The sequence below is a fragment of the Anaerofustis stercorihominis DSM 17244 genome (assembly GCF_000154825.1).
Lineage (GTDB): Bacteria > Bacillota > Clostridia > Eubacteriales > Anaerofustaceae > Anaerofustis > Anaerofustis stercorihominis.
The window spans coordinates 562,833-588,378 of record NZ_DS560015.1 but is presented as its reverse complement, the minus strand read 5'-3'; the positions used below and the strand labels follow the sequence as shown (position 1 = coordinate 588,378).

Genomic DNA, 25,546 nt, shown 5'->3' with positions numbered 1-25,546 from the left:
GTCGGGGCAGCGACTGTTTCCTGAAAATCGGGTAGATTTTCAGAGAAAATCCAGTCGCTAAAGCCTCCGCGGCTTAAGCGGAGATTTTTTGGTACTTTTTAATCTTTTAAAAAGTGCCGGGGTGTAAGGGGCAGCGCCCCTTATATTACTTAACTTCTTTAACAAGCTGGACTTCTTTCATTTCTTTAATGATATTATCCGCTTTTATATCTTTTATCCATACTTTACCGCTGTCGACTCCTATTTTGGACTCGGCTTTATCTATATAGCATATCAGTTTTGAGCCGTCCTTAAAATGAACATAGAAAATCTCCTTTGTATAATCTTTGTTCGATAATACTTTGATCTTATAATTTCCCATGTTTTTTATAAACTTTGCGGCAGTACTGTCTTTACCGTTTATCTCTCTTTTTTCTTTTACTACGGACATGAACGGTTTATCTTCGTAACTTATATATTCGACTTTTGTGATTTCTTTATTCAAAACTTGATTTTCCATTACGGAATTGAGCATGATCTTTTTTGAAAATCCGGGAGTAATAAGTAAGAATAAAACTAAAACTATCCCTATAATAATAAAAGGGAGATATTTTTTAATATTCGGCTTCATATTTCTTATTTAAGGTCCTTTCCCTTATAACCGTAGATATAGCTTACGGGAAGCACGAACATGAAACCTACACCCTTTTCTTCGATATTATCCAGTAATTTCATTATCTCAATAGTTACTTCGTCAAGCTTGTCTTCGCTTTTTATGATAGACATCACAGTTATGTTTTTAGGCTTGTCTCCCGCCAGCATTTTTCTTACCGAAGTAAATGTATGGCTGTCCGAATTGTCGTAATTCATCTCGACTTTCCCAAGCCCCGTAGAATTAAAAAAAGTTCCGCCGACTTCGCACTTCGATAATATCTCATGAACGTCGTCGATCAAATACGTATCGTTTAAAACTAAAAATAAAGCGTGCATAATTTACCTCCAAGATAACTTATATATAATTAGTTTATCATAAAAAAGTATAAAAATCTAACAAAAAACAAACTACTCGGCTTTTTTTCTTTGTAATTTATTTTTCGTCTGGTGTATAATTAAGTACTGGTTAAAGAATAGATTAAATTATCTATAAAGAGAGGTATATATAATGGCAAAAAACAAAACTTCAGGTATCTAATAAAAGAGTTAATTATGAACAAATAGATACTATTGTAGGTAGTGATATTACTTTTATAGGCGACCTTGCTTCAGGCGGAAACGTAAGATACGAAGGTAACTTAAAGGGTAATGTAAATTTGTCCGGAAATATAATAGTCGGCAGGAATGCATTCATATCAGGAAATATAAATGCTAAAAATGTTCATATAATAGGTACTGTTGAAGGAATTGTTACTTGTGAACAATTAAAAATCCTTTCTACGGGTAAACTAACCGGAGACGTTTATGTTGATAATATCATCATAGACGAAGGTGCTATTTTTATCGGAGGGTGCAAGATAAAATCAACCGAGCTTAAAGAAGAAGAACAGTTAAGCGAAGCTCTTGCCGGTAATGAAGAAGAAAATATAAAGCAAGCACAGGAATAACAGATATATAACGGAGGTAAAAATAATGCAAATCACAAAAGATATGGGTATCATGGATATCGTAAATAAATATCCTCAGGCCGTTTCCGTATTTCAGGCTTACGGTATGGGATGTATCGGATGTATGGCTGCAAGATTTGAAACATTGGAAGAAGGTGCCAATGCACACGGAATCAATGTTGACGATTTGGTAGACGATTTAAACGAAAATATTTAATTTAAAAAAGCCTCTTTTGAGGCTTTTTTTAGTAGGAGAACATATGACCAAATATTTATACGAAAACATGTACGAAAAGGCTGAAAAAGTAAGAAGTGAATATTTTGTTGATACATATCCCGTGACCTTTGAGAAGTTTGAAGAAATATTTGAGGATTTGAATTATAAACTGAAATTTTTCGATGACTGCGATAAATCATGCGTTATCGGAAATTTGCTGATCGTCGGCAATACCAAAATGGAAGATAATGAATATTTAAATAAGAACTCCACTTTGGCTGACGAGACAAAGAAAAGGAGAGAGGCTTTGGCTCATGAGGCGGGACATCTCTTCTGTCACAGCATAAATCAGCTTGAAAGCGAAGATATCCCTCTTAATAAGGAAGAAGCTCAAGCCGATGCATTTTCATTGTATTTTCTGATGCCCGATGATTTATTCGAAGAGTTCTACGATAATTCTTTTCTGATGTACGGCGGTTTCAATCCGTATGACGCCAGCGAGGCTTTCGGTGTTACGGTGGATTTTACCATGAAGAGAAAGAAATATTTTGAAAAGAGCAGAAGGCACGAAAGAAAAATAATGAGCGAAGATGTTTAAAATAGTTTAAATATCCGTCATTGAATAAATCAAAAAAGTAATATACTATTAAAGTAAAGTTTTCCCGAAAAGCGGGGGGACTTTATTTTTTTACGGAGGTGATAAATTGAAAGTCAATAAAATAGGATATGAAATGCTTGACGATACCCTTAAGTCTATTATCGATAAGAATGTAGATACGGGGCTTGTAAAGAGTTTTTCCCATATCCCAAGTATCAGGACAATGCAGGATAAGGAAGCGTATATCATTTTAGACGATGATATATATTTGGAAGAAAACGAAGAGAAGAACAGGAAAGGATACATATATTATGCAGAAAATTTAGGAGACGGCTATGTATATGTAGGCAAACAAAAGGATATAGAGTTTACTCCCTATGATTTACTGGAAAACAACCCCTTTGCTTTTAAGGAGCATACTCATGATTTGTCGGGAAGTGACTATACCATTTCTTGGGACAGCGTTACAGGCAAGCCCGAGAGCTGGCACCCGAGCAGACATACTCATGTTTCGGGGGAAGTAAGCGTAGGTTGGGCGGATATAAATGAAAAACCTGAGGTATTCCCTCCCGCTGAGCATTCCCACGGTTCGGGCGGACAGCTTGACAGAGGCTGGGAGGATATTTTGAATAAGCCCGGGTTATATGGGAATAACCTTCTTCATAACACAGCTTTTAAAGTACATCAAAGATACGATGATATGGATTTTCCTATGAATATCCTATCCGACGGTGAAGCAAAAATTATATTCGACAGGTGGGCTTTTATAAATGAACTTAATATACCCATGTCTGTTTCAAGAGAGGCTAATGGTGGGTTCTCGGTTGACGGACTAAATAATGTAAGTAAGTATGACATATTCAAAATAAGACAAACTGTCAAGGCAAGCGAGATAGGATATAGTAAAGGTGCGGAAATGAAAAGGTTCAATGTTTCAGTAAACGGAGAATTTGAAAATATTCTTTCTATCGAGTTATATATAAATAATATGTTGTTGGGAACTTTAAATAATAGTGATAATACAAATTTCCAAATCAATTTCGGAGTGTTACGAAACGATATTATATTTGAACTGCAAATAACATTTAAAGAAAATGTTTTGCCGAGTTTTAAGCTTTATAACATCAAAATGGAAGCGGGAGAATTTAAGACTGATTATGTGGATGTAAACGAAAGTTTGGAGCTTTTAAGGTGCAAAAGATATTATCAAAGGCTTACATTACCCGAGAATGTCATTATAAGCGGTTCAAACGATCATGTAAGGTTTATTTATCCCGGGTATATAAATATGATAAAAACTCCCTCTGTTACATTATTGAATGATTTATACATTCATAAGACTGACGGGAACAGCCATATAAAAATAGGGGGTGCTGGAGATGATTTGAGAACACTGACAAACGTTAAATTCAAAGACAGTGCAGTAGTAGCCGATACCAAAGACAAACTATATAACATTCCCGAGAAGAATTATTATGTACCGAATTCAAGCTCATCGGAATTACTTTGGGATGAAAATGAAATAGAACTTAGCGTAGGATATTAAAAGGAGGAAATAATGAAGTATATAAAAAAAGAAGAAGCGGTCATTAAAGACAAAAAAGAAGCAAAGTACGACGAGCACGAAATATGTTCATTTATATTCGATTTGCTGGAGAAAAAAAGGAGAGAAAGACTTCCGTATGAACTGAAGTGGAGGCTTGCCATAAACTTTCTTCAGGGAGATCAGTATTCATACATCGATTCTGTAAGCGGAGGAATAATGGAGGTGGATAATGTGCAGTGGTGGCAGGAGAGAGAAGTGTTCAATCAGATAGCTCCCATATACGATACGAGGCTTGCAAAGTTATCAAAGCTTAAAGTTCTTATGAACGTAAGACCCGCCACGAATTCCAAGGACGATGTCAAATCCAGCAAGGTATGCAAAAAAATACTTGAGAGCATAGAAGAAGACTTGGAGATGAAGAAACTTCAAAAGCAGGCGAATATATGGGCGGAGAAGACGGGAAGCGCCATATGGGGAGTATTTTGGGATAAAAATAAAGGAAAGACCATAGGTTATAAAGAACAGTATGTTGTAAAAGAAAACAGCGATAAAAAAGAGAAAATAAATGTAGCAATAAAAGAAGGAGGTATAAATTATGAAATTATATCTCCTTTTGATTTTTTCCCTTCAAATGTATATGCGAAAGACATTGAGAGTTTAGACTATGCCATATGGTATAAAGTGATGAGCGTGAAAGAGATAGAAAATATGTTCAATATTACCGTAGAGGGATATGAAAACAACGTAGTGTCTTATTCCAAATCGAAAACGAACGTGGGAGGTCTCGGAAGCAAAGGTCACGGTTACAGCGAAAGCAGCAAAAATATCGATTTGAGCGCAGAGGTCATATCCTACTTCGAAAAGCCCACAAATCGATATCCCAAAGGCAGATATATAGTTTGTACAAAAGATAATGTGCTTCATATGGGAGACCTGCCTTATATAAACGCAGAAGACGGAGAAAGAGAACTTCCCTTTGTAATTCAGAAATCTCTCGATTACGGAGAATTTTTCGGAGAGAGTATAATAAACAGGCTCATACCTCTTCAGAGAAGATTTAATAACATCAAGAACAGGAAGCAGGAATATTTGAACAGGGTGGCAATAGGACAGATAACATACGAAAAGGGGAGTATCGACGAAGATGACGTCATTGATATGGGGCTTGCTCCGGGGGCTGTGATACCGAGAAGACAGGGAAGCGAAGAACCGTCATATCTTAGGACGCCCGCACTTCCTTCGACTATACTCAGCGACGAGAAAGCAACGGAAGAACTCTTTATTACACTCAGCGGAGTGAGCGAGATGAGCAGGAACTCTTACAATCCGAAGAACGTAACTTCGGGTGTGGCACTGTCATTGCTTCAGGATCAGGACGATACGAGGCTCGCTCTAAACTATGAAAATATGTACGACACGAGAATAAAAATAGCAAAGCAGACGCTTAGGATACTCAAAAATTCCGTTACGACCCCGAGACTTTCCAAGTATGTGGATATGAAAGGTCAGGTAGAGGTATTTTACTGGGACGGGACGAATATAAATTCCACGGATATATATATCGACAGCACGTCACTCCTTGCAAAGACCCCTGAAAGCAGGAGAGAACTTGTCCTTGACCTTATGGAGAGGGGACTTTTCAACGACCCCGATACGGGAAAGGTAACAAAGGAAACATTGGTAAAACTCTTTGAGATGATAGAGCTTGGGAACTGGGAAGATTACTGCGAAAGCGTTAATCCTAATATATCCAAAGTTGACAGGGAGAATATCAATATGCTAAAGGGCAGAGAAGCTAAATTCAAACCTTACGACGAACATGAACTGCATAAGAATGAACATATAAACTTTATGTTAAGCGAAGAGTTTGAAAATGCCTGCGAAAATGACGGAGACCTTGAAAACAGATTTTTAAAACATATAGAGCTTCACGATAAAGCGTTGAATTCCGCTTCATAAAATAAAATGCCGGGTTCACCGGCATTTCTCATTTTGTTTTCTTCATAAATATAGGACTTCCCAAACCTTGAATAAACGTGAAAAAGTTAAAGCTTTTCTTATATTCTTCAAAACCCAGCTTTTTATAAAGCCTGTGAGCATTTACATTCTTTGATAACACTTCCAAATGACATTCTTCATATCCTTTCATATCATAAGTAAAATCAAGAAGTTTTCCTGCGATACCCTTGTTCCTGTGATTTTCACAGGTAGTCAAAAGTTCGATATATATCTGTTCCTCATTTTTTATTGGGATGTTGTCCGTTGACATCCTAAGCTGTTTATATATGAATTTCCCTTTCCTCTTAAATATTTGTCTGCACACATCTTCTTTAAAATCGTATACTCTGTTCTTTAATGTACTGACTCCCAAAACACCCAGGACTTCATCGTCTTTTATATATACATACATCATCTTAAAATCAAAGGATAAGAGGAAGAGCTTTAAGGCTTCATCTTCATCGGCAAAAGTCAAGGTATTTTTGAACCCTTTAGTAAATATTTTTACCGCTTCTGTTTTCTTTTCTTCATTCAGTTCATTAAGATTTATAATATTGGTTTCGTACATGGTGTTCTCCTAAGGGTTTGTTTTTTTATATTTTATCATAGGCGGATAGGATATTTCATTTATATTTTATTATAAAAATTATCAAACTGTCATCGTTTATATTATGTGACCTATAATTGTCCTGTTTGTGACCAAATGTTCTAAGAGTGTTGAAATTTGTCAAAAAATGTTTTATCCTTTAAACATAGGATAAAAGGAGATTAAGTATGAATATAGAAAAATGGTTATGGTTGATGTCAATTCAAAATATCGGAGCAAAAAGAGCTATTAATTTATATGATTATTTCGGTTCCATAGATGAGATATATTTGAATGATGATATAAATAAATATACTAAGGTCAGCGGAATAACTCTCGATATCGCAACAAGGCTCACTATGGATAAGGATTTAAATAAATTTAACAGGCTCATAGATAAGATGTATAATGAGGGTATCAACTACATTACCATGGATGATAAATATTATCCTTATTCTCTAAAGGAAATTTACGATTATCCTCCCATACTGTTTTACAGAGGTAAAAACCTATTCGTCGAAGAAAACCCAATGATTTCCATTGTGGGAACGAGAAAAGCCAGTAATTACGGGATTCAGGTCGCAAGGGATTTTGCAAGGGAATTTTCAAATAAAGGTTTGGATGTTGTAAGCGGTATGGCTGCGGGGATAGATACTTATGCTCATAAGGGTGCACTTCAGGGGTTTGGGGATACCATAGCCGTACTTGGTTCGGGAGTAGATAAAATATATCCCAAATCAAATGCGAAGCTCTACGATGAAATAATAGAGCGAGGTATGGTAATCAGTGAGTACTTTCCGGGAACGGAGCCTTTGAGCCATCATTTCCCCGCAAGAAACAGAATTATAAGCGGACTGTCCCACGGGACGATCGTGATAGAAGCTTCATATAAAAGCGGTTCACTGATAACCGCAAGATATGCCAACGAACAGGGAAGAGAAGTTTACTCGGTTCCGGGAAATATTACTTCCGCCTTATGCGAAGGCAGCAACTCTCTTTTAAAAGACGGTGCAAAGCTTATTTTAAGCGCAAACGATGTTTTGGAAGATTTATATTATGTTCTCGACAGACCGAATATGGAAAGGATAACTGATATAATAGAAGCGAAGGAGGACAGGTCTTTCAGGCAAATAAAAAAGGAAGTAAATATCCTTGATAAATACGAACTTTCCGATGATGAAAGAAATATATGTCAGGCGATTTTAGACGGAAATAACACCGCGGATCTTATAAATGAAAATCTGGGGCTTGAAATAAATCTTATAAATTCTGTCTTGACAATGTTGGAAATTAGAGGTATTGTTATTAGCACAGGCGCAAATCTTACCATAAAACAGTAGATAGTGCGCATAACTTATCATCGAAAGGAGTAGGGGATGTCTTATAGATTAGTAATAGTGGAATCGCCTGCTAAAGCGAAAACAATACAAAAATATTTGCCTAAAGACTGCAAAGTAGTTGCGTCTAAAGGACATGTGATCGATTTACCCAAATCCAAGCTCGGAATAGATATAGAAAATGATTTCGAACCGGATTATAAAACTATAAGAGGTCAGGGGGAAAGGCTTAAAAAGCTTAAAGCGGACGCAAAAAAAGCCGATGAAGTTATCCTCGCAACTGATAACGATAGAGAAGGGGAAGCCATTTCGTGGCATCTTGCCAATTATTTGGGGCTTGATTTAAATGATAAAAACAGGATGGAGTTCTTGGAGATAACTCCCTCTGCCATAAAGAATGCTATAAAAAACAAAAGAACCATAGATATGAATATCGTGGACGCACAGCAAGCAAGAAGAGTTCTCGACAGGCTGGTTGGTTATAAAATAAGTCCCGTCCTATGGAGCAAAGTACTAAGGGGACTAAGTGCCGGAAGAGTTCAGTCCGTTGCTATGAGACTTATAGTAGATAAAGAAAATGAAATAAGGAATTTCGTAAGCGAAGAATATTGGCTTATGGAAGGTATCTTCAATAAAAAAGATACAAAAGAGGCGTTTTTAAGTAAGCTTGCTCTTATAAAAGGCAAAAAAGCCGAAGTAAAGACAAAAGAAGACGCAGATAAAATAGTAAGAGATTTAAAAGAAAATAAGTATATCGTAAAAGAGGTCAAAAGAGGTACGAAGAAGAAAAATTCACCTCCTCCTTTTGAAACCAGTTCGATGCAGCAGGACGCAAACAATAAACTTAATTTCTCTATTTCCAAGACTATGATGCTGGCTCAGCAGCTTTACGAAGGTGTGGAAGTCGAAGGGATAGGTCAGATAGGTCTTATCACTTATTTAAGGACCGACTCTACAAGACTGTCCGAAGAAGCCGTAAAAGCCGGAAGTGCCTTCATAATAGATAAATACGGTAAAGAATTCCTAGGATATACGGGACCTAAGGGTAAAGCCAACAGCAAGATACAGGACGCCCATGAGGCTATCAGACCGTCAGATGTAAATCTGACTCCCGATAAACTCAAAACGTCACTGAACCAGGATCAGCTTAAATTGTATACACTTATATACAACAGATTTTTGGCGTCACTCATGACTCCTGCGGTTTATGACACTTTAAGAGTGGATATAGAAAACGGCGATTATATTTTCCGTTCTACGGGTTCAAGAGTGAAGTTCAAAGGCTATCTTGAAGTATATGATTTTATAAGCAAAAAAGATAAAGACGGTGAAAATGAAAATATACCGCTCCTTACGGAGGGTGAAGAAGTCGATTTGAAGAAATTATCTCCTATCCAAAAGTTCACTCAGCCTCCCGCAAGATACAATGAAGCGAGCCTTGTAAAGGTGCTTAAAGAAGAGGGTATCGGAAGACCTTCCACTTATTCTCAGATAATAAATACCATAAAGAACAGAGGCTACGTTGAAGTAAATCAAAGAAGATTTTCTCCTACAATGATTGGAGAAGCGGTGGATAAACTTCTCAGAGAAAACTTTGAAGATATAGTCGACGTCGATTTTACCGCTCAAATGGAAAGTACCTTGGATAATATAGAAGAGGGAAGCAAGAAATGGAAAGATGTAATTGCGGAATTCTATAAAGGGCTTGAAAAGGAACTGGATAAGGTAAAAGACATTGAAAGGATAAAACTGCCGGAAGAAGAGACCGATGAAGTATGTGAAAACTGCGGGAAACCTATGGTCATCAAATACGGAAGGTTTGGCAAATTCATGGCGTGCAGCGGTTATCCCGACTGTAAGACGACAAAACCTATCGTAAAAGAAATAGATGCGGAGTGTCCGAAATGCGGCGGACAGGTCGTTGAAAGGAAAAGCAAAAAGGGCAGTGTGTTTTACGGATGTAAGAATTATCCGAACTGCGACTTTGCTTCTTCACAGAAACCTACCAAGAAGATTTGTCCGAAATGCGGAGAACTTCTATACGAAAGCAAAGGCAAGACAAAAAAATTATTTTGTAAAAATAAAGAATGCAAATATAAAGAAGAACAATAAAAAAGGAGCTGTATGCTCCTTTTTTTAATTATTATTTTTTCCATAATCCGTGAAGATTACAATATTCATATGTAGCAACAAGTTCATCTCCGTCTGCTAAAATAAATTCAGCTTTAGGTTCGTCACCCGGTTTTAAATTCTTGATTTGGTGACCCATTTTTGTTTCTATCCAAATGAATTCAATGTGATGTTTTTCTTCCATAGGATGAATAACATCTCCTACTTGTACGCTTACTTTATTACCGTCAACGCTTACTGCAGGTACATGTTTTTCAACTGCCGCATCTGTTGTTCCCGCTTTTAGTTCTTCCATTTTTTCTCCGCAGCACATTACCGGTACTCCTTGATTTTTTGCGAAAACGATTATGTTTCCGCAGTGGTTACATCTGTAAAATTTTGCTTCCATGATTTTTTTACCTCTCTTTTTTATTATTTGGTCTGCTAAGTTATTCAAACTATTTAAGCTGTCCTCTTTGAGTGCTGATTTTATAGTTACTTCTTCTTCTATAAAATTACAGTTTTTGAGTTTTTCCAAAATAGCTTTCATCTTTTTATTTGCCGAAGGTCCCCATGAACCGTTTTCTATGAGTGCAATATCCCTGTTTTGAATATTGTGAGCCGCCACTTCGTGAAGAAGAGCTTCCATTTTAGGGAATATTTCGTTGTTGTAAGTTATAGATGCGAACACAAGAGTTGAATACTTGAAGGCATCCGAGATTATATATGAAGGATCGGTTTTTGATACATCATATACTTTTATGTTTTTAACTCCCTTATCTGCCAATGTATTTGCCAAAATATTCGCAGCAACTTCGGTATGACCGTAGATCGATGCGTAAGCTATTACCACCGATTTTTCTTCCGGAGTATAAGTGCTCCATAAATTATATTTATCCAAAATGAATTCTATGTCTTTTTTATCTCTCCAAATGTGACCGTGAAGAGGACATATCATTTCTATATCAAGGGCAGAAGCTTTTTTTAATGTAGCCTGGACCTGAGGACCATACTTTCCTACGATATTTGTAAAATATCTTCTGTTTTCATCGAGCCAGTCTTTTTCGTAATCGACTTCATCGGTGTATAAATTACCGTCTATAGCTCCGAATGTCCCGAAGGCATCGGCTGAGAATAAGATTTTATCCGTGGTATCATAAGTAACCATAACTTCAGGCCAGTGAACCATAGGTGCCATAACGAAAGCAAGAGTGTGTTTACCTGTGTTCAAAGTGTCATTTTCCTTTACCAAAACTACTCTTGAATCTATATCGAAGTTAAAAAACTGTTTTATCATATTCACTGTTTTTTGATTTGCAACTATTTTTACATCGGGATATCTTTCCACTATTTCTTCTATCATTGCACAGTGGTCCGGTTCCATGTGGTTTACAACGATATAATCAAGGTTTCTGTCTTTCAGCACTGCTTTGACGTTTGTTAAGAATTCACTGCTTGCATTTTTGTCTACGGTATCCAGTAATACGGTTTTTTCATCCATAAGTAAATATGAGTTATAAGATACTCCGCTGTCTACCGGATAAATGTTTTCAAAAAGTGCTATCCTTCTGTCATTTGCTCCTACAAAATATAAGTCTTCGGTTATTTTTCTGATACTCTCCATAATCTAAAAATCATCCTTTCTTTTCTGTTTAAAAACATAAATCTTCAAGTTTTTCCCGGTTCAAGACCAAGATATATTTTTTATCTACTTTTATAAGATTGTCTTTTTGCATTTTCATCAAACTTCTCGAGAGTGAAGGTCTTTTCACTCCGAAATAATCCGCCATTTCTTCTCTTGTCATATTTAGTGTTACTCTTTTATCGTCTTTCATACTTTGAATTAAATAAAGAGCTATTTTTTCTTCCAAGGTCGTTGCGGATAAAATATGTATTTTTTTCATCAGTGTAAGAGATTTATCTGACTGAAGCTGCATGATGTTTTTTATGAGCATTTTATGAAATTCGCATGCTTTTTCACATACGTTGAAGAAAAAGTTCCACGGTATTATCATGACTTTTGATTTCTTTGTGGAAATTGCATCATAATAATTCAGTGCGTTATCCAACCCATGAAACAAATCTCCGAAAATCTCACCGTCTTCCACTTCGTAAAATACATTCCTGTTTCCCGACGGATAATCTTTTACTATCATTACCTCGCCTTTTAACAAAACATAAAGGTAATCGGATATTTCATCTTCATTAAATATGATTTCATCCGCTGAATATTCTTTTATCCTTGAATTGGAACAATGAAGCATTTTTTCTATGGATACTTCGTCTATCCCTTTAAATAATTCAGACTTGGCAATCAATTTTAAATCCATTTTTTCACCTTATTCAGATTTGCTGCCTCACTAATGAATTTTCTATATAATACCAGAAAAATATTAGCATTTCGGTAACATTTGTTACAATTATACATCTTTTACTATGATTTTTCAATATTTTTAATTATATTTTAATAATCTAAAATGGAAAATTATTCAAATTGTAACTTTTGATTTTTTAAATTTTATATCTGTTGATTTTATATTAAATAGTGTTAAAATTATTTAATATAATTTAAGGGAGGTAAAAATATGAAAAGATTATTGAATACTTCATTTATGTATGCAATACTTGCAATGATAGGCGGGGTATTTTACAGAGAGTTTACGAAATATAATGGATTTACCGGTGTAACCATGCTTTCAAAAGTTCATGCACATTTGTTCATGTTGGGCATGATCGTGTTCCTTGTTATATTACTATTGAATGATAAATTCGATATAATTAGCTTAGGGAAATTCAATATATTTTATATCATTTATAATTTGGGTGTTTTGATAACTTCCGTTATGTTAGCCGTTCATGGAGTTATCCAAGTGTTAAATGTGAACATATCAAAGGCGCTTGTTTCAGCGATATCGGGAATTGCCGGTATAGGACATATATTCGTCGGTGTAGGAATATTATTGCTTTTCTTTATGCTTAAAGAAAGGATAAGCGAAAAGGAGTAAAAATCAGTACATAAACGCATGAATGGTATAATTAAAATATTATTTTGATTAATATTTATGATATGAAACAGTATACGGAGAACAATATGACAATCGATAAAATAAATATAAATGAAAAAGATAAGATAAAAGAGCTTTCGGTATTTGCTTCAAATATAGTAAAAGAATATTTTGACCCTATAATAGGAAGTTCACAAAACGATTATATGATAGAAAAATTTCAAAGTGTAAAATCTATCACTTCACAGTTAAATGATGGATATGACTATTATTTTGTTTTGGATGATTTTAATGAAAGGATAGGCTTTATAGCTTTTTATCCTAAAGGTGAATGTATGTATCTTAGCAAGTTTTATCTAGGTAAAGATAACAGGGGGAAGGGGTATTCAAAAGAAATGCTTGATTTTATTATAGATAAAGCAAGAATGTGTGGACTTAAAGGTGTGACTTTAAATGTGAATAAGAATAATCCCGTTATAAATGTATATGAGCATTTTGGTTTCGTTAAAATTAGAGAAGAAAAAAATGATATAGGCAGTGGTTTTTATATGGATGATTTTGTTTATAGGTATGAAATAGTCTAAAATATAGGAGTATTATAATTAAAAAGTTTTATATATAATATCAATATCTTTACAATTATCAGTTGCTTTATTGTTAATGTTATATTCTGTTTCAACAAAACGAAGTAATATAATAAAAAACAATAATTATCCGGATGTCATAAGTTGATTTTTTCAAATCAAAATCCTGTTAAATCAGCATTTTGATACATCCCGTTTAAGGGTAATAGTGATTAAGTGAACAAATATGGTTATAAGTTAACATAAAGTAACGTAACTAAGTGAGCTGTTTGACATTACCAAATGGCTCATGCTAGAATGAAAACATAGCTATATGTTTTTAAAGGAGGTCTTTTGATGTTTAATGAAATCTGCATTTATGAAGCGAAAATCAACAAACAAGATGAAATAGAAACTTTAATGAAAGAGGTTGCCGAGTTTTATCTTTCTCAGAGAGGTGTTATAGATGTGAAGTATATCAAACGTACACACCGCCAAAAAGATTTTAATGCAGTCAAGGAAGGTGAACCACCTATCCGTCTTACTAAATGGGTAGGTAAAGTTACATATATTTTGCATTGGACTCTGGAGGATGAAGAAACTCATGCCCGAGTTTCAAAGCTTGGATTGGAGAAATTTTATAAAAGATGGAACCGTTGTCTTACTACGATGCCCAAAATCTTATTGGGTGAGGATATTGTATAGTTCGATAGGATAATCCTATCTTGGCTCTATTTGAATTTAATAAATTTTATACATAAAAAGATTTTCAATTATTTCTTTGTGCTTTTTTAATTATTCCTTGTTTTGAAAATATTATTAAACAGTTATCTTATATTAGATGTGCTTTCGCCTTTATAATCCTGCATTGTAAGACCACACTGACCTATGAATTTACCTTCTTCGTTAATTTTTGCGACCATTAATCCGAACCCGTCATTTTCATACCTGCAAAGCCGTTTATTAATCTAAATTTTACTTCTTTGACACTAAAACCATGCTTATAATCGTACATGGTTTCTTTGTCTTTTAGTATTTCAGACAAAAAAAATCATTTTTATTTGGTTTTCTTAGTATTTTTTTGTTTCTGCATCATATTTTTATCCATTAAAAAAGGAGTAATCGTACTTACTCCTTTTATTTTTTATAAGCTGTAGAAACCTACTTTTTTCTTTACTTTTCTGAGTGTCTTATTAGCTATATAAGAGGCACTGTCTCTGCTGTCTTTCAAAACTTCGTTGACGTAAGTCTTATCTTTGCATAGTCTGTCAAATTCGTTTTGGATAGGAGAGAGTCTGTCTGCAATACTTTCTCCCACCGCATTTTTAAAGTATGCGTAGTTTTTGCCCTCAAAATCTTTTACCGCTTCTTCCATAGTTTTATTTGCCGCACAGGAGTATATTTCAAGCAAGTTTGATACTCCTGGTTTATTTTCTTTATCGTAAATGATGTTCATATCCGAGTCCGTTACCGCTCTTTTGCATTTTGACATTATCACATCTTTACTATCTATCATAGAAATAAATCCGTTTTTATTTTCATCGGATTTTGACATCTTCTTTAAAGGATCCTGAAGCGACATTATCCTTGCTCCGTTTTCTCCGTAGTAACCTTCGGGAACTTTGAAAGTAGGAGAGTAGTTATTGTTAAATCTGTTGGCTATTGTCCTTGTAAGTTCCAAATGCTGTTTTTGGTCGTCTCCGACGGGAACGAGGTCTGCCTGATAAAGAAGTATATCCGCCGCCATTAGTACGGGATAGTCGAATAGTCCCACTTTTATATTTTCTCCCTGACTCTTGGATTTATCTTTATATTGAGTCATTCTCGAAAGCTCTCCCATGTGAGCGTTACAGTTAAGTATCCACTGAAGTTCTGCGTGAGCGGGAACGTGAGACTGAATGAATAAAAGAGATTTTTTAGGGTCAATACCGCTTGCAAGGAGCATTGCCGCACATTCAAAACTTCTTCTTCTTAAATCCGCCGGAACTTGGTTTACTGTTATTGCGTGCATATCGGCTATGAAATAAATGCAGTTATAATCGTCCTGACGTTCTACCCAGTTCTTTATCGCTCCGAAATAATTTCCTATTGTAAATTCTCCGCTGGATTGGATACCGCTTAGTATGGTTTTTTTATCTTCTGACATAGTCCTACCTCTGAATATATTTAAATTTGATTTTATGCTTTTACTATAATTATTAATAATAACAATATTTCTCTTTATTTTCAATAAAAAACAAAGATTATTGAGTAAATCTGTTACTTGATATAAATAATGACTGGATAGGTCTTATTTATACATTATTTGATTTATTATTTTTATTGATAATATAATTAGCTTGGGATTTTAAAATTATATATTTTAATCATTTAACTTTTTTTACCGTAAATTATATATATTAATAAAATATAATCGTATCTTAACTTATTTAAAATATGATTAAGATAAAATAAGTATTATAACAATTAGCCTATGATTATTTTAAATAAATCACATTACGAAACTTATTTTGTTGGTATATATTAAAAAATAAGTTATAAGAAATATGAATGTATATGATAATAAATATTTTTATATAATCAAAATTATATTATTCTTCACCATTTATCCTGCCTTTTTCAACATTTGGAAGAATGAAGTTGTTATATGCATAATCCCATAATACTTCGGAACCCTTATTTGTGTTTGTGTTTCTGTTAAGTATTTGTTCGAGTTTTACTCCCCATTCCTGCCAGCTTTTGCCGTCGTTTGCAGCATTTAACATCATAGGCTGGATATTGTCCATTGTATGTGCAAACCTTGCTTCCTTTGTTTCTCCCTCTTCAAATTCTTCCCATAGAGCCATTAGTTTTTCTCCTTGGTCGGAAGGGAGAAGTCCGAAAATCCTCTTTGCCGCTTTTTCTTCACGCTCTCTTTGTGTTTTTTGTCCCTCTTTGTCGTAGGCAAAAGTGTCTCCCGCATCTATTTCCACTATATCGTGAATGAGTAACATTTTTATCGTCTTCAGTACGTCTATTTCTTCGTTTGCATATTCGCTCAGTAAAAAAGTCATTATAGTCATATGCCAAGCGTGTTCTGCGTCGTTTTCCTTCCTCTTTGCGCCCGTTAAATATGTCTGTCTTTCGATAAACTTTTCTTTATCTATTTCTCTGAAAAATTCAAACTGCTTATCTATCCTATTTTTATCCATTTTTCTCTCCGTTTTATTTAATATGTTTCATTATAAATAATCATTTTATTAAAAGCAAGTATCTAGGGGCTCCGCCCCTTACACCCCGCTAAATCTTTGCTCGCCCAAAGATTTAGAATAAAGGGCTCCACTAGCTGCGGCGGCTTAGCCTTCGGCAAAAAAGATCTTTAACTTACCGAAGTCGTTCACCCGCAAATTACCTGAGAGAGTTGTTGACTTTGATTTAATATAAACATTTTATGTAAGGGTAGTACATCAGCAGTTTTAAAGATTTTCGGTATATAATAAAGAAACATATAAATGTTGCTTTAGGCATATTAGCAAATCAATAGAAGATGCTTCCCGTGTTTCTTGTGAAAAATGCTACCAAGCCCCCGTAAAATATAAGTTTTACGGATAGTTTTTAGAAATAGCCTTCTTTGGATACATTTATTTCTCAAATAATATTTGAAATGGAATGTATACATTCCTGTTTTGTTCAAGAAAAATGATAAAATAATTATAAATGATAATTTAAACAAATAATATGGTGCAGTGAATGAAAATAGACTATAGAAAACTAGGAAAAAGGTTAAAAGAGGAAAGAAAAAAACAAGGTGTTACACAGGAAAAATTAGCAGAGTACGTGAACTTGTCAGTAAGTCACCTTAGTCACATAGAAAATGGAAATGAAAAGACATCACTCCAGACTATAGTAAATATTGCAAATGTTTTAAATGTAAGTTTGGATGATCTTTTAGATTTGGATTTGGGAAAAAGGTCTATGTATCTAACAATCAGGGAGATTGATTTACTGTTTAAAGACTGTACAAAAGAAGAACGAAAAATATTGATTGATAATCTTAATTATTAAAAAAAGTTGAGCTGAAATAAAGGAAATGAAGATTTTTCAGATAAATTTTCTTTGTATTTATAACTAAGAATAAAAAGGTTAGATATTAAAGAATATTTTATAAATAAATAGTTTATTTAATGTATAAATAGGCGTATTAAACACTTTAAAATAAATTTATAATGTATCTTACTGGGGATTTTCAGAGAATAAATCATATAAGGCTTTTATTTTTTTAAGTTATATCTTTTTTATAAAATGGTAGGGGTAGCTTCTTTTTCAAGGAATGCGGGCAGCATTACTTAGAAAATCAAGAAGCGTAGTAAGGCACCGCGCCCAGCGGGGTCGTTTCTTCCATTCTTTGGACAAGCAAAAAATGGCGGGTCGTAGGGTGGAACCCTACAGAATGTAAGGTCATATGGCGAAACCTTAAAACCCCTTTATATTGACTTTAACAGCATATTTTGATATACTTTTTTGTTAGGTAAGGGTATTAATCTTTCCTAATAAAAGGAGGAAATAAAATGATAAAAGTAACATTTCCGGACGGAAACATAAAAGAATTTGAAAACGGCGTAAGCGTTTTGGATATTGCCGAAAGTATATCTCCCGCACTTAAAAGAGACGTTTTATGCGCAAAAGTTAATGACGAAATCGTGGATATAAGAACCACTTTAGATAAAGACGCAAGTATCGTATTTTATAAATTCGATGACCTTGAGGGTAAAAAAGCATTCTGGCATACGACCAGTCATATATTGGCTCAGGCTGTTAAGAGACTTTACGGCGACAAAGTAAAACTTGCCATAGGACCGAGTATAGATAACGGATTTTACTATGACTTCGATATAGAAACTCCCATAACGGAAAATGACCTTGAAAAAATCGAAGCTGAAATGAAGAAAATAGTTAAGGAAAACTTATCTATCGAAAAATTCGTTTTACCAAGAAAAGAAGCTATCGGATTTGAAAAAGAGGCAAATGAAGATTATAAAGTGGAATTGATAGAAGATTTACCCGAAGACAGCATAATTTCTTTCTATAAACAAGGAGAGTTTACCGACCTTTGTGCGGGACCTCATTTACTTAACACAAAGCCGGTAAAGGCGATAAAGCTCCTTTCTACGACAGGTGCATACTGGAGAGGGGACAGCAACAAAAAAATGCTTCAAAGGGTATATGGGATTTCATTCCCTAAAGCAAAACTCCTCGAAGAATACCTTGCTATGCTTGAAGAGGCAAAGAAGAGAGACCACAGAAAAATCGGCAAAGATATGGACTTATTCATGATCTGCGAAGAAGGTCCGGGCTTCCCGTTCTTCCTTCCGAAAGGAATGGTTATAAGAAACGAGCTTGAAAACTTTTGGAGAGAAGAACACAGAAAAAGAGGATATCAGGAAATCAAGACTCCTCTTATATTAAACGAACAGCTTTGGCATACTTCCGGACATTGGGATCATTATAAAGACAACATGTACTTTACTAGGATAGACGATAACGACTATGCAATCAAGCCTATGAACTGTCCAGGCTCTATGCTTGTTTATAAAAGAAAGATGTGGTCGTACAGAGATTTACCTCTAAGGATAGGGGAAATGGGTCAGGTACATCGTCACGAGTTATCCGGTGCACTTCACGGTCTTATGAGAGTAAGGACTTTTACTCAGGACGATGCTCATATATTCATGCTTCCCGAACAAATCAAAGAAGAAGTTATAGGTGTTATCGACTTTATCGATTATGTATATAATATGTTCGGATTTAAATATCACGTTGAACTTTCAACAAGACCCGACGATTCGATGGGTTCGGACGAAGACTGGAACATGGCTACGGAAGCTCTAAGAGAAGCTATGGAAGAAAAGGGTATGGACTATGTGGTAAACGAAGGCGACGGTGCATTCTACGGACCGAAACTGGACTTCCACTTGGAAGACTGTCTGGGAAGGACATGGCAGTGCGGTACTATACAGCTTGACTTCCAAATGCCTCAAAGATTTGACCTTACTTATATCGGTCATGACGGCGAAAAACACAGACCTGTTATGATACACAGAGTTATCTTCGGTTCCATAGAACGTTTCATAGGTATCTTAACGGAACATTTTGCTGGTGCATTCCCGTTATGGTTAGCTCCCGTTCAGGCTAAACTTATTCCTATTACGGACAGAAATCTTGAATATGTAAAAGGTATCAAAGATAAGCTTGAACAAAAGGGTATCAGATGTGAAATAGACGACAGAAGCGAAAAAATGGGATATAAGATAAGAGAAGCTCAGCTTGAAAAGGTTCCTTATATGATAATCGCCGGGGACAGAGATATGGAAAATGGCGTCATATCCGTTCGTGCAAGAAAAGACGGGGAAGACCTCGGTGCAATGAGTGTAGACGAGTTTATAAATAAAGCAGTAAAAGAAATAGAAGAAAAAAGTATTTAGCATATAAAAAAAGAGCAGTTACATACTGCTCTTTTTTATTTATAAATATACTTTAGAAATAATTTTTTATGATTTACAATATAGAATAAAGAGGCTATAATGAATATATTAGTATAATATGTGGTTTAAAGTATTATTATGAAAGAGGACAATAGGTGTGGATAGAAAAAAGAGAATATCAAACGGAAAGATAACATGGATCGCAGGGCTTGCTGTGGTTTTATTTGTTATTGTTCTTTTCGTTTCCAATCTAATTAATTCCAATAAGATTATTAATCAGGTCGAGAGTATGCGGGAACATCCCCTGAAAGTCATCATAGCTTCGGGTGATGTTGAAACCTATATAAAAGAAATGAGGATACACTCCGAAAAGCTTTTATATAACAATAATAATGCGGAAACTTCAAGGATGGAAAAATCCATGGAAAGTCTTTATCCCAAACTTGAAAAAAGTATAAAGGAAATAGAAGAAAAGACTCTTATTTCAAAAGGTAAAGCAGCCGAACTCTATAATATTTTTTCCAAAATAAAAAAGGAACACATTGCGGTCATTGATTATGGTAAAACCGGAGACAGAAGCTACGAAGAAATGGAAGCTTTTCAAAATAAAAATTTAAATTCGCTTTATTCAAAAATGGAAGATTTAAATGATAATATTTTGGTCTCTGCGGAAAATAAATTTAATAAAATCACCGAAACCGCCATATATAATAAAAATGTCTCTGTTTTTTTATCGATAGTTGTGCTGATATTGACTTTAGTAGCAGTAGCGGTTTATCAATATTTTATTTCAAAGCAGCATGAACTTATCAATTACAAAAATAAGCTTTTCGATATAGTCTCAAAAAATATAGACAATGCTTTTTATATAAAAAATCTTAAAAATGAAGAAGATGATTACATATCCGATAATATAAAAAATATATTGGGTTTCGATGGTCGTGAATTATTATCTTCTGATTTTGGTGTGATCAGCGAATATATAAATAATGAAGAGATAGAATATCTTAAAGACTTATCTGAGAAGAATGTTGATTCGAATTGGAGTTATTCTTTTATTTATACAAATCCCAATACAAATGAAAAGAAAAACATACTTCTCGAATATTACTACGTACGGGATAAGGATATCCCCGTTGTGATCACAGTATTCACCGATGAAACGGAAAGAAAAAATATGCAGAGAAAACTCGAAAATGCACTTGACAATGCAGAAAGAGCGAGTATCGCAAAGAGTGAATTCTTATCTAGGATGTCTCATGAAATAAGGACACCTCTTAACGGTATCACGGGAATGACTTTGATCGCCATACAAAATATTAAAGACGAAAAAAAAGAACTTGACTGCCTCAATAAAATAAGCATCTCCTTGTCCTTGTAAATGATGTTTTGGATATGGCTAAAATCGAGAGCGGCAAAGTTGAAATAAAGAATGAGAAGTTCAATTTCAGAGTATTTATCGAGTCCATAACTTCTATTTATTTTACTCAGGCAAAAGCCAGAAACATAGATTATGAAACGATTTTGATCGGCGATATCCCCGAACAGCTCAATGGCGATTCTTTGAGATTAAATCAAATTTTGGGTAACCTGCTTTCAAATGCGCTTAAATTTACTCCTGATAACGGAAAGATTAAATTTAAAATAACATTGGTAAAAAGCAGTACTGATGAAGACATACTTAAGTTTGAAGTCATTGACAACGGCTGCGGTATCAAAAAAGAGAATGCGGATAAGATTTTCAATGCCTTTGAGCAGGAAGATGACAGTATAACGAAACGCTACGGAGGAACGGGGCTCGGACTTTCTATTTCTAAACGTTTTGCTCATCTTATGGGAGGAGAAATAAGTGTACAAAGCAAAGAGGGCGAGGGAAGTGATTTTATAGTCCAAATACCTTTTAAAAAAGTCCTTGACCAAAAACCTATAAGAAAATCGGATTTGGGGAATTTGAATGTACTCGTTGTGGATGATGATATCGAAACTTGTACAAATACAAAATCTCTTTTAAATAAAATCGGATTAAATGCCGACTGGGTAGATAACGGATTTGATGCAATAAAGAAAATAGAAGAGTCCATAAAAGAAAATGATAAATTCGATGTGTGTCTTATCGACTGGAAAATGCCTTATATAGACGGTATCGAAACTACAAGAAGGATAAGGGAAATTGCAGAGGATAAAGATATCCTCGTAATACTCATAACAGCTTATGATGTGGAAGAAATAAGAGAAGAAGCTTTGAGAGTAGGGGCAAACGGAGTTATAAACAAACCTTTATTCGAATCCACTATCGTTGAAGCCATTGAAAACGCAAAGAACCATAATGAAACTTATGAAGTCATGAAAGACGGCTTTGCTGGAAATGTCTTTGCTGGAAAACGAATTTTAATTGCGGAAGATAATGACCTCAATCTTGAAATAGCCTCGGAACTTATGATAATGAACGGTGCCGAAGTTGAAAAAGCAAAAGACGGAAAAGAAGCCGTCGATATGTTTGCAGGTTCTAAAGAGGGATATTACGACTTGATTCTTATGGATATCCAAATGCCGGTTATGAACGGCTATGAAGCGACGAAAGAGATAAGGAAGCTTGACAGAAGAGATGCCAAGACTGTTTCCATTGTCGCAATGTCGGCAAATGTATTCGAAAGTGACGTTAGAAAGAGTATTGAAAGCGGTATGAATGACCACATAGGTAAACCTATAAATATGGATGAGATATATGATAAACTGGGTGCGCAGTTTAGTTAAAAAACAAAAAAGAGCATTTTACTATGCTCTTTTTTGTTTTGCAATTATTTAATATTGGTAGTATAATATTGTTTGAGTATAAATTCAAAAAAAGTATTTAATATAGTTTCAAGTTTTAATGTTAACGTATTTATGTTAAAATGATATATATTACATAAAAGAGGCATTTTTTAATGAAAATCAGCGATAAGAAGTATATAAAGAAAAGCTTAAGAGATAATAAAAAAATCATTTTTCTATGGGGGGTATTGATTTTTTTCTTAGCTCTTTATTTCTATATAATCATGTTCAACATGAATAAACTTATGGATCAGGTAGACTTGATAGTCAGAAGACCTTACGAAGTTCTTGTTTCTACGGATAAAGTAAATGCGGAGATAGATAAGCTAAAAGTATATAATGAAAATTTGAAATTCAACAGTACAAAAGATAATATAAAACATATAAGTAAAGATATTGAAAATATTTATGCTAGTGTCGAAGGCGAATTTTTGAACTTAAGAAGTTTCTTTGATGCCAATGACGGTAACGTCAGAAAACTTTACAATAATTTCCGTGAGTTAAAGAAAAATGAAAATATCCTTTTAAAAAATGCGTCAGATGAAAATTATAAGTATAAAGAAATAAATAAGTATATGACGGATAACGTAAATCCTTATTTTGATAAAATCGACACTCTTGTAGTAAAAATACAAAATAAGGTCGATATAAAAATACATAGCTTTTATATGAATGCAAATGATATAAAAAACATTTCTGAGTCTATATCTATTATTATGTTCCTTATAATTATTTTGGGACTGATAGCATATCAAATATCTTTGAATAAAAAGAATAAAATAATAAATTATAAAAACTCCATATTTGACACTATATCAAAGAACATCGCTCAGGGTCTTTTCCTTCATAATTTAAATGACCCTAACGAAAATTTCATATCCGAGAGTTCGGAGAAGCTCTTTGGAATAAAGCATGAAAAGCTATTGAACGGATATGATTTGATAATAAGAAATATAGATGAAAAAGACAGGGAAGAGATAAGTAAAATACAAAAAAGTACGGATAAAGAAGACTGGGAGTATACCTTTGATTATCATCATCCTATTTCCGGTGAGGTCCTAAAAATCAAGATGTCGGTTAATTATGTAGATGCCGACGGAGAAGATGTATGGCTTACTGTTTACAGCGATGAAACCGATCAAGTATTGATGCAGGAAAGCTTAAAGAATGCACTTGAAAAGGCAGAGAAAGCGAATGAAGCAAAAAGTGATTTTTTATCGAGGATGTCTCATGAAATAAGAACTCCTCTGAACGGTATAATAGGTATGGTCACTTTGGCAAGAGAAAATATTAACAACAAATCAAAAGAAATAGACTGCGTGAATAAAATTTCCGCTTCTTCGAAACATTTGCTTGTTTTGATAAACGATATATTGGATATGTCGAAAATAGAAAGCGGAAAAGTCGAAATTAAGAATAAAAAATTCGGATTTAGGAATTTTGTTGAATCCACCGTCAGCCTTTTCTTTTCGCAGGCAAAAGAAAAGGGCATAAAGTTTAAGAGTGTACTTATCGGGAATATACCTTCATATGTAAAAGGAGATTATCTTCATACAAATCAGATAATAGTAAATTTACTTTCAAATGCCGTTAAATTCACCGATAAAGGCGGGGAAATAACAAACAGGATAAGCTTATTAAAAGAAGAAGATAATAAGGTTTGGATAAGGTTTGAGGTATCTGATACCGGGGTGGGTATAGAAAAGAAAAACTTTGATAAAATATTTAATCCTTTCGAACAAGAAGATGCTTCCGTTTCTTATAACTACGGAGGGACGGGGCTTGGGCTTCCTATCGCAAAGAGGTTTACACAAATGCTCGGCGGTAATATTTCTCTCAAAAGCGAAGTGGGAAAGGGAAGTACCTTTACCGTAGATTTGCCTTTTACCAGAATACCGGAGCCGAACATAGATATTTTTATGAATAAAAAACTGAATATACTTTTGATAGACAGTATGCCGGAAACTCTGGATAGGATGGCTTATATATTCGAAACCATGAAAATAGATTATAAGTGCATCGGAAGCGGAGAATGCGGTATTAAAGAAATAAAGGAAAACCCAAGCAAATATGATATATGTATGATCTATGATGATTTAAACGATATGAGTGCATCTAAGGTCATTGATGATATAAAAGATACTGCTGAGAACGATATAAAAATCATCGTTTCTTCATATGATACCATCGATATAATGGATGATAAGAAGTGGGAAAGAGCCGATGCTTTTATAAATAAACCTATGTTTATATCTTCCATAATAGATGTTTTATACGGAATGGATAATATAGACTTGAACTTTGAGGATATAAATTATAAAAACGAAGATATTTTAAAGGGCAAAAACGTCCTTATAGTAGAAGACAATGAACTTAATATGGAAATATTAAGGGAGCTTCTTATATTGCAGGGCTGCAAAGTCACTTGTGCCGTAAACGGTGAAGAGGGAGTTGAAGCCTTTGAAAAATCCAAGCCATATGATTTCGATATAATATTCATGGATATACGAATGCCTGTAATGGACGGTTATCAAGCGACTGAAATAATAAGGGGCCTTGACAGGAAAGACGCAAAAGAAGTCATAATAATCGCTATAAGTGCAAATGCTTTCGAAGATGATATTGAAAAGAGTATAAGCTTTGGTATGAACGCTCATATAAGCAAACCTATAAATATCGGAAATTTGATAGATAGTTTAAATAATATATATAACAAAAAAGATACTTACTAA

22 protein-coding genes and 1 pseudogene are annotated in these 25,546 nt (G+C 34.3%); 15 read left to right on the top strand and 8 right to left on the bottom strand.

The genetic code is table 11. The annotated features are described in order from the left end of the window. Nucleotides 1–145: 145 nt before the first annotated feature. Both ANASTE_RS02845 and ANASTE_RS02840 read right to left on the bottom strand, forming a co-directional pair. Nucleotides 146–610: a hypothetical protein gene (locus tag ANASTE_RS02845; protein ID WP_007049405.1), complete on the bottom strand. Its 465-nt coding sequence runs from the start codon at nt 608–610 to the stop codon at nt 146–148. A 5-nt stretch (nt 611–615) separates the two neighbouring features. Next, nucleotides 616–969 carry a hypothetical protein gene (locus tag ANASTE_RS02840; protein ID WP_007049404.1) on the bottom strand — a complete coding sequence of 118 codons (354 nt, stop codon included), beginning with the start codon at nt 967–969 and terminating at the stop codon, nt 616–618. Nucleotides 970–1,193: 224 nt separating this feature from the next. On the opposite strand from ANASTE_RS02840, the gene ANASTE_RS02835 reads away from it, so the two are divergent. From ANASTE_RS02835 to ANASTE_RS02815, 5 genes are all read left to right on the top strand, one after another. Continuing rightward, complete coding sequence (locus tag ANASTE_RS02835; RefSeq protein WP_083781737.1) at nt 1,194–1,580, top strand: polymer-forming cytoskeletal protein; 387 nt, start codon at nt 1,194–1,196, stop codon at nt 1,578–1,580. 25 nt (nt 1,581–1,605) lie between these two features. Then, nucleotides 1,606–1,797 carry a DUF1858 domain-containing protein gene (locus ANASTE_RS02830; RefSeq protein WP_007049402.1) on the top strand — a complete coding sequence of 64 codons (192 nt, stop codon included), beginning with the start codon at nt 1,606–1,608 and terminating at the stop codon, nt 1,795–1,797. Nucleotides 1,798–1,840: 43 nt separating this feature from the next. Beyond that, on the top strand, nt 1,841–2,395 hold the full coding sequence (locus ANASTE_RS02825) for an ImmA/IrrE family metallo-endopeptidase (RefSeq protein WP_039944655.1): 555 nt from the start codon (nt 1,841–1,843) through the stop codon (nt 2,393–2,395). A 106-nt stretch (nt 2,396–2,501) separates the two neighbouring features. Continuing rightward, entirely contained in the window at nt 2,502–3,941 is a 1,440-nt protein-coding gene (locus ANASTE_RS02820) for a hypothetical protein (protein WP_039944653.1), read from the top strand. Nucleotides 3,942–3,953: 12 nt separating this feature from the next. Further along, nucleotides 3,954–5,900, top strand: coding sequence for a portal protein (locus ANASTE_RS02815; RefSeq protein ID WP_007049399.1), 1,947 nt, complete (start codon nt 3,954–3,956; stop codon nt 5,898–5,900). A gap of 28 nt (nt 5,901–5,928) precedes the next feature. On the opposite strand, the gene ANASTE_RS02810 is transcribed toward ANASTE_RS02815, so the two are convergent. Then, nucleotides 5,929–6,507, bottom strand: coding sequence for a GNAT family N-acetyltransferase (locus ANASTE_RS02810; RefSeq protein WP_007049398.1), 579 nt, complete (start codon nt 6,505–6,507; stop codon nt 5,929–5,931). A 206-nt stretch (nt 6,508–6,713) separates the two neighbouring features. Here ANASTE_RS02810 and dprA point away from each other — a divergent pair, with 206 nt between their 5' ends. Beyond that, nucleotides 6,714–7,865 carry a DNA-processing protein DprA gene (gene dprA / locus ANASTE_RS02805; protein ID WP_007049397.1) on the top strand — a complete coding sequence of 384 codons (1,152 nt, stop codon included), beginning with the start codon at nt 6,714–6,716 and terminating at the stop codon, nt 7,863–7,865. A 36-nt stretch (nt 7,866–7,901) separates the two neighbouring features. Next, nucleotides 7,902–9,974 carry a type I DNA topoisomerase gene (gene topA, locus ANASTE_RS02800; protein ID WP_007049396.1) on the top strand — a complete coding sequence of 691 codons (2,073 nt, stop codon included), beginning with the start codon at nt 7,902–7,904 and terminating at the stop codon, nt 9,972–9,974. 31 nt (nt 9,975–10,005) lie between these two features. On the opposite strand, the gene ANASTE_RS12185 is transcribed toward topA, so the two are convergent. From ANASTE_RS12185 to ANASTE_RS02790, 3 genes and pseudogenes are all read right to left on the bottom strand, one after another. Next, on the bottom strand, nt 10,006–10,380 hold the full coding sequence (locus ANASTE_RS12185) for a desulfoferrodoxin family protein (protein ID WP_117532005.1): 375 nt from the start codon (nt 10,378–10,380) through the stop codon (nt 10,006–10,008). A 9-nt stretch (nt 10,381–10,389) separates the two neighbouring features. Beyond that, a pseudogene (locus tag ANASTE_RS02795) lies at nt 10,390–11,595 on the bottom strand (FprA family A-type flavoprotein); the annotation flags it as partial. Nucleotides 11,596–11,623: 28 nt separating this feature from the next. Beyond that, the gene (locus ANASTE_RS02790) at nt 11,624–12,301 is read right to left on the bottom strand and encodes a Crp/Fnr family transcriptional regulator (RefSeq protein ID WP_007049394.1); all 678 of its coding nucleotides are present in this window, start codon (nt 12,299–12,301) and stop codon (nt 11,624–11,626) included. 255 nt (nt 12,302–12,556) lie between these two features. Here ANASTE_RS02790 and ANASTE_RS02785 point away from each other — a divergent pair, with 255 nt between their 5' ends. The 3 genes from ANASTE_RS02785 to ANASTE_RS02775 all read left to right on the top strand — a co-directional run bounded on the left by ANASTE_RS02785 (nt 12,557) and on the right by ANASTE_RS02775 (nt 14,244). Further along, entirely contained in the window at nt 12,557–12,976 is a 420-nt protein-coding gene (locus tag ANASTE_RS02785; RefSeq protein WP_007049393.1) for a DUF2871 domain-containing protein, read from the top strand. Between the two features lie 86 nt (nt 12,977–13,062). Further along, entirely contained in the window at nt 13,063–13,560 is a 498-nt protein-coding gene (locus tag ANASTE_RS02780) for a GNAT family N-acetyltransferase (protein ID WP_039944651.1), read from the top strand. A gap of 336 nt (nt 13,561–13,896) precedes the next feature. After that, complete coding sequence (locus tag ANASTE_RS02775; protein ID WP_007049391.1) at nt 13,897–14,244, top strand: hypothetical protein; 348 nt, start codon at nt 13,897–13,899, stop codon at nt 14,242–14,244. 439 nt (nt 14,245–14,683) lie between these two features. Here the strand turns inward: ANASTE_RS02775 and trpS are convergent, their stop codons facing one another. Next, nucleotides 14,684–15,685 (bottom strand): tryptophan--tRNA ligase, encoded by a 1,002-nt coding sequence (gene trpS / locus ANASTE_RS02770; protein WP_007049388.1) that lies wholly within the window; start codon nt 15,683–15,685, stop codon nt 14,684–14,686. 445 nt (nt 15,686–16,130) lie between these two features. Further along, on the bottom strand, nt 16,131–16,730 hold the full coding sequence (locus ANASTE_RS02765) for an HD domain-containing protein (RefSeq protein WP_007049387.1): 600 nt from the start codon (nt 16,728–16,730) through the stop codon (nt 16,131–16,133). A gap of 538 nt (nt 16,731–17,268) precedes the next feature. Here ANASTE_RS02765 and ANASTE_RS02760 point away from each other — a divergent pair. The 5 genes from ANASTE_RS02760 to ANASTE_RS11225 all read left to right on the top strand — a co-directional run bounded on the left by ANASTE_RS02760 (nt 17,269) and on the right by ANASTE_RS11225 (nt 25,546). Further along, a complete protein-coding gene (locus tag ANASTE_RS02760) occupies nt 17,269–17,583 on the top strand; it encodes a helix-turn-helix domain-containing protein (RefSeq protein WP_007049386.1) in 315 nt (104 codons plus the stop codon). A gap of 503 nt (nt 17,584–18,086) precedes the next feature. Further along, a complete protein-coding gene (gene thrS / locus ANASTE_RS02755) occupies nt 18,087–20,000 on the top strand; it encodes a threonine--tRNA ligase (RefSeq protein ID WP_007049385.1) in 1,914 nt (637 codons plus the stop codon). A gap of 157 nt (nt 20,001–20,157) precedes the next feature. Then, the gene (locus tag ANASTE_RS11230) at nt 20,158–21,381 is read left to right on the top strand and encodes a histidine kinase dimerization/phospho-acceptor domain-containing protein (protein WP_007049384.1); all 1,224 of its coding nucleotides are present in this window, start codon (nt 20,158–20,160) and stop codon (nt 21,379–21,381) included. Between the two features lie 14 nt (nt 21,382–21,395). Continuing rightward, nucleotides 21,396–22,754 carry a response regulator gene (locus ANASTE_RS02750; RefSeq protein ID WP_007049383.1) on the top strand — a complete coding sequence of 453 codons (1,359 nt, stop codon included), beginning with the start codon at nt 21,396–21,398 and terminating at the stop codon, nt 22,752–22,754. A 173-nt stretch (nt 22,755–22,927) separates the two neighbouring features. Next, nucleotides 22,928–25,546 (top strand): ATP-binding protein, encoded by a 2,619-nt coding sequence (locus ANASTE_RS11225; protein WP_007049382.1) that lies wholly within the window; start codon nt 22,928–22,930, stop codon nt 25,544–25,546.

What these genes read in the sequence shown, in the direction of transcription:
- ANASTE_RS02845 (WP_007049405.1), bottom strand. Translation starts at nt 610, where the DNA reads ATGAAGCCGAATATTAAAAAATATCTCCCTTTTATTATTATAGGGATA.
- ANASTE_RS02840 (WP_007049404.1), bottom strand. Translation starts at nt 969, where the DNA reads ATGCACGCTTTATTTTTAGTTTTAAACGATACGTATTTGATCGACGAC.
- ANASTE_RS02830 (WP_007049402.1), top strand. Translation starts at nt 1,606, where the DNA reads ATGCAAATCACAAAAGATATGGGTATCATGGATATCGTAAATAAATAT.
- ANASTE_RS02825 (WP_039944655.1), top strand. Translation starts at nt 1,841, where the DNA reads ATGACCAAATATTTATACGAAAACATGTACGAAAAGGCTGAAAAAGTA.
- ANASTE_RS02815 (WP_007049399.1), top strand. Translation starts at nt 3,954, where the DNA reads ATGAAGTATATAAAAAAAGAAGAAGCGGTCATTAAAGACAAAAAAGAA.
- ANASTE_RS02810 (WP_007049398.1), bottom strand. Translation starts at nt 6,507, where the DNA reads ATGTACGAAACCAATATTATAAATCTTAATGAACTGAATGAAGAAAAG.
- dprA (WP_007049397.1), top strand. Translation starts at nt 6,714, where the DNA reads ATGAATATAGAAAAATGGTTATGGTTGATGTCAATTCAAAATATCGGA.
- topA (WP_007049396.1), top strand. Translation starts at nt 7,902, where the DNA reads ATGTCTTATAGATTAGTAATAGTGGAATCGCCTGCTAAAGCGAAAACA.
- ANASTE_RS12185 (WP_117532005.1), bottom strand. Translation starts at nt 10,380, where the DNA reads ATGGAAGCAAAATTTTACAGATGTAACCACTGCGGAAACATAATCGTT.
- ANASTE_RS02790 (WP_007049394.1), bottom strand. Translation starts at nt 12,301, where the DNA reads ATGGATTTAAAATTGATTGCCAAGTCTGAATTATTTAAAGGGATAGAC.
- ANASTE_RS02785 (WP_007049393.1), top strand. Translation starts at nt 12,557, where the DNA reads ATGAAAAGATTATTGAATACTTCATTTATGTATGCAATACTTGCAATG.
- ANASTE_RS02780 (WP_039944651.1), top strand. Translation starts at nt 13,063, where the DNA reads ATGACAATCGATAAAATAAATATAAATGAAAAAGATAAGATAAAAGAG.
- ANASTE_RS02775 (WP_007049391.1), top strand. Translation starts at nt 13,897, where the DNA reads ATGTTTAATGAAATCTGCATTTATGAAGCGAAAATCAACAAACAAGAT.
- trpS (WP_007049388.1), bottom strand. Translation starts at nt 15,685, where the DNA reads ATGTCAGAAGATAAAAAAACCATACTAAGCGGTATCCAATCCAGCGGA.
- ANASTE_RS02765 (WP_007049387.1), bottom strand. Translation starts at nt 16,730, where the DNA reads ATGGATAAAAATAGGATAGATAAGCAGTTTGAATTTTTCAGAGAAATA.
- ANASTE_RS02760 (WP_007049386.1), top strand. Translation starts at nt 17,269, where the DNA reads ATGAAAATAGACTATAGAAAACTAGGAAAAAGGTTAAAAGAGGAAAGA.
- thrS (WP_007049385.1), top strand. Translation starts at nt 18,087, where the DNA reads ATGATAAAAGTAACATTTCCGGACGGAAACATAAAAGAATTTGAAAAC.
- ANASTE_RS02750 (WP_007049383.1), top strand. Translation starts at nt 21,396, where the DNA reads ATGGCTAAAATCGAGAGCGGCAAAGTTGAAATAAAGAATGAGAAGTTC.
- ANASTE_RS11225 (WP_007049382.1), top strand. Translation starts at nt 22,928, where the DNA reads ATGAAAATCAGCGATAAGAAGTATATAAAGAAAAGCTTAAGAGATAAT.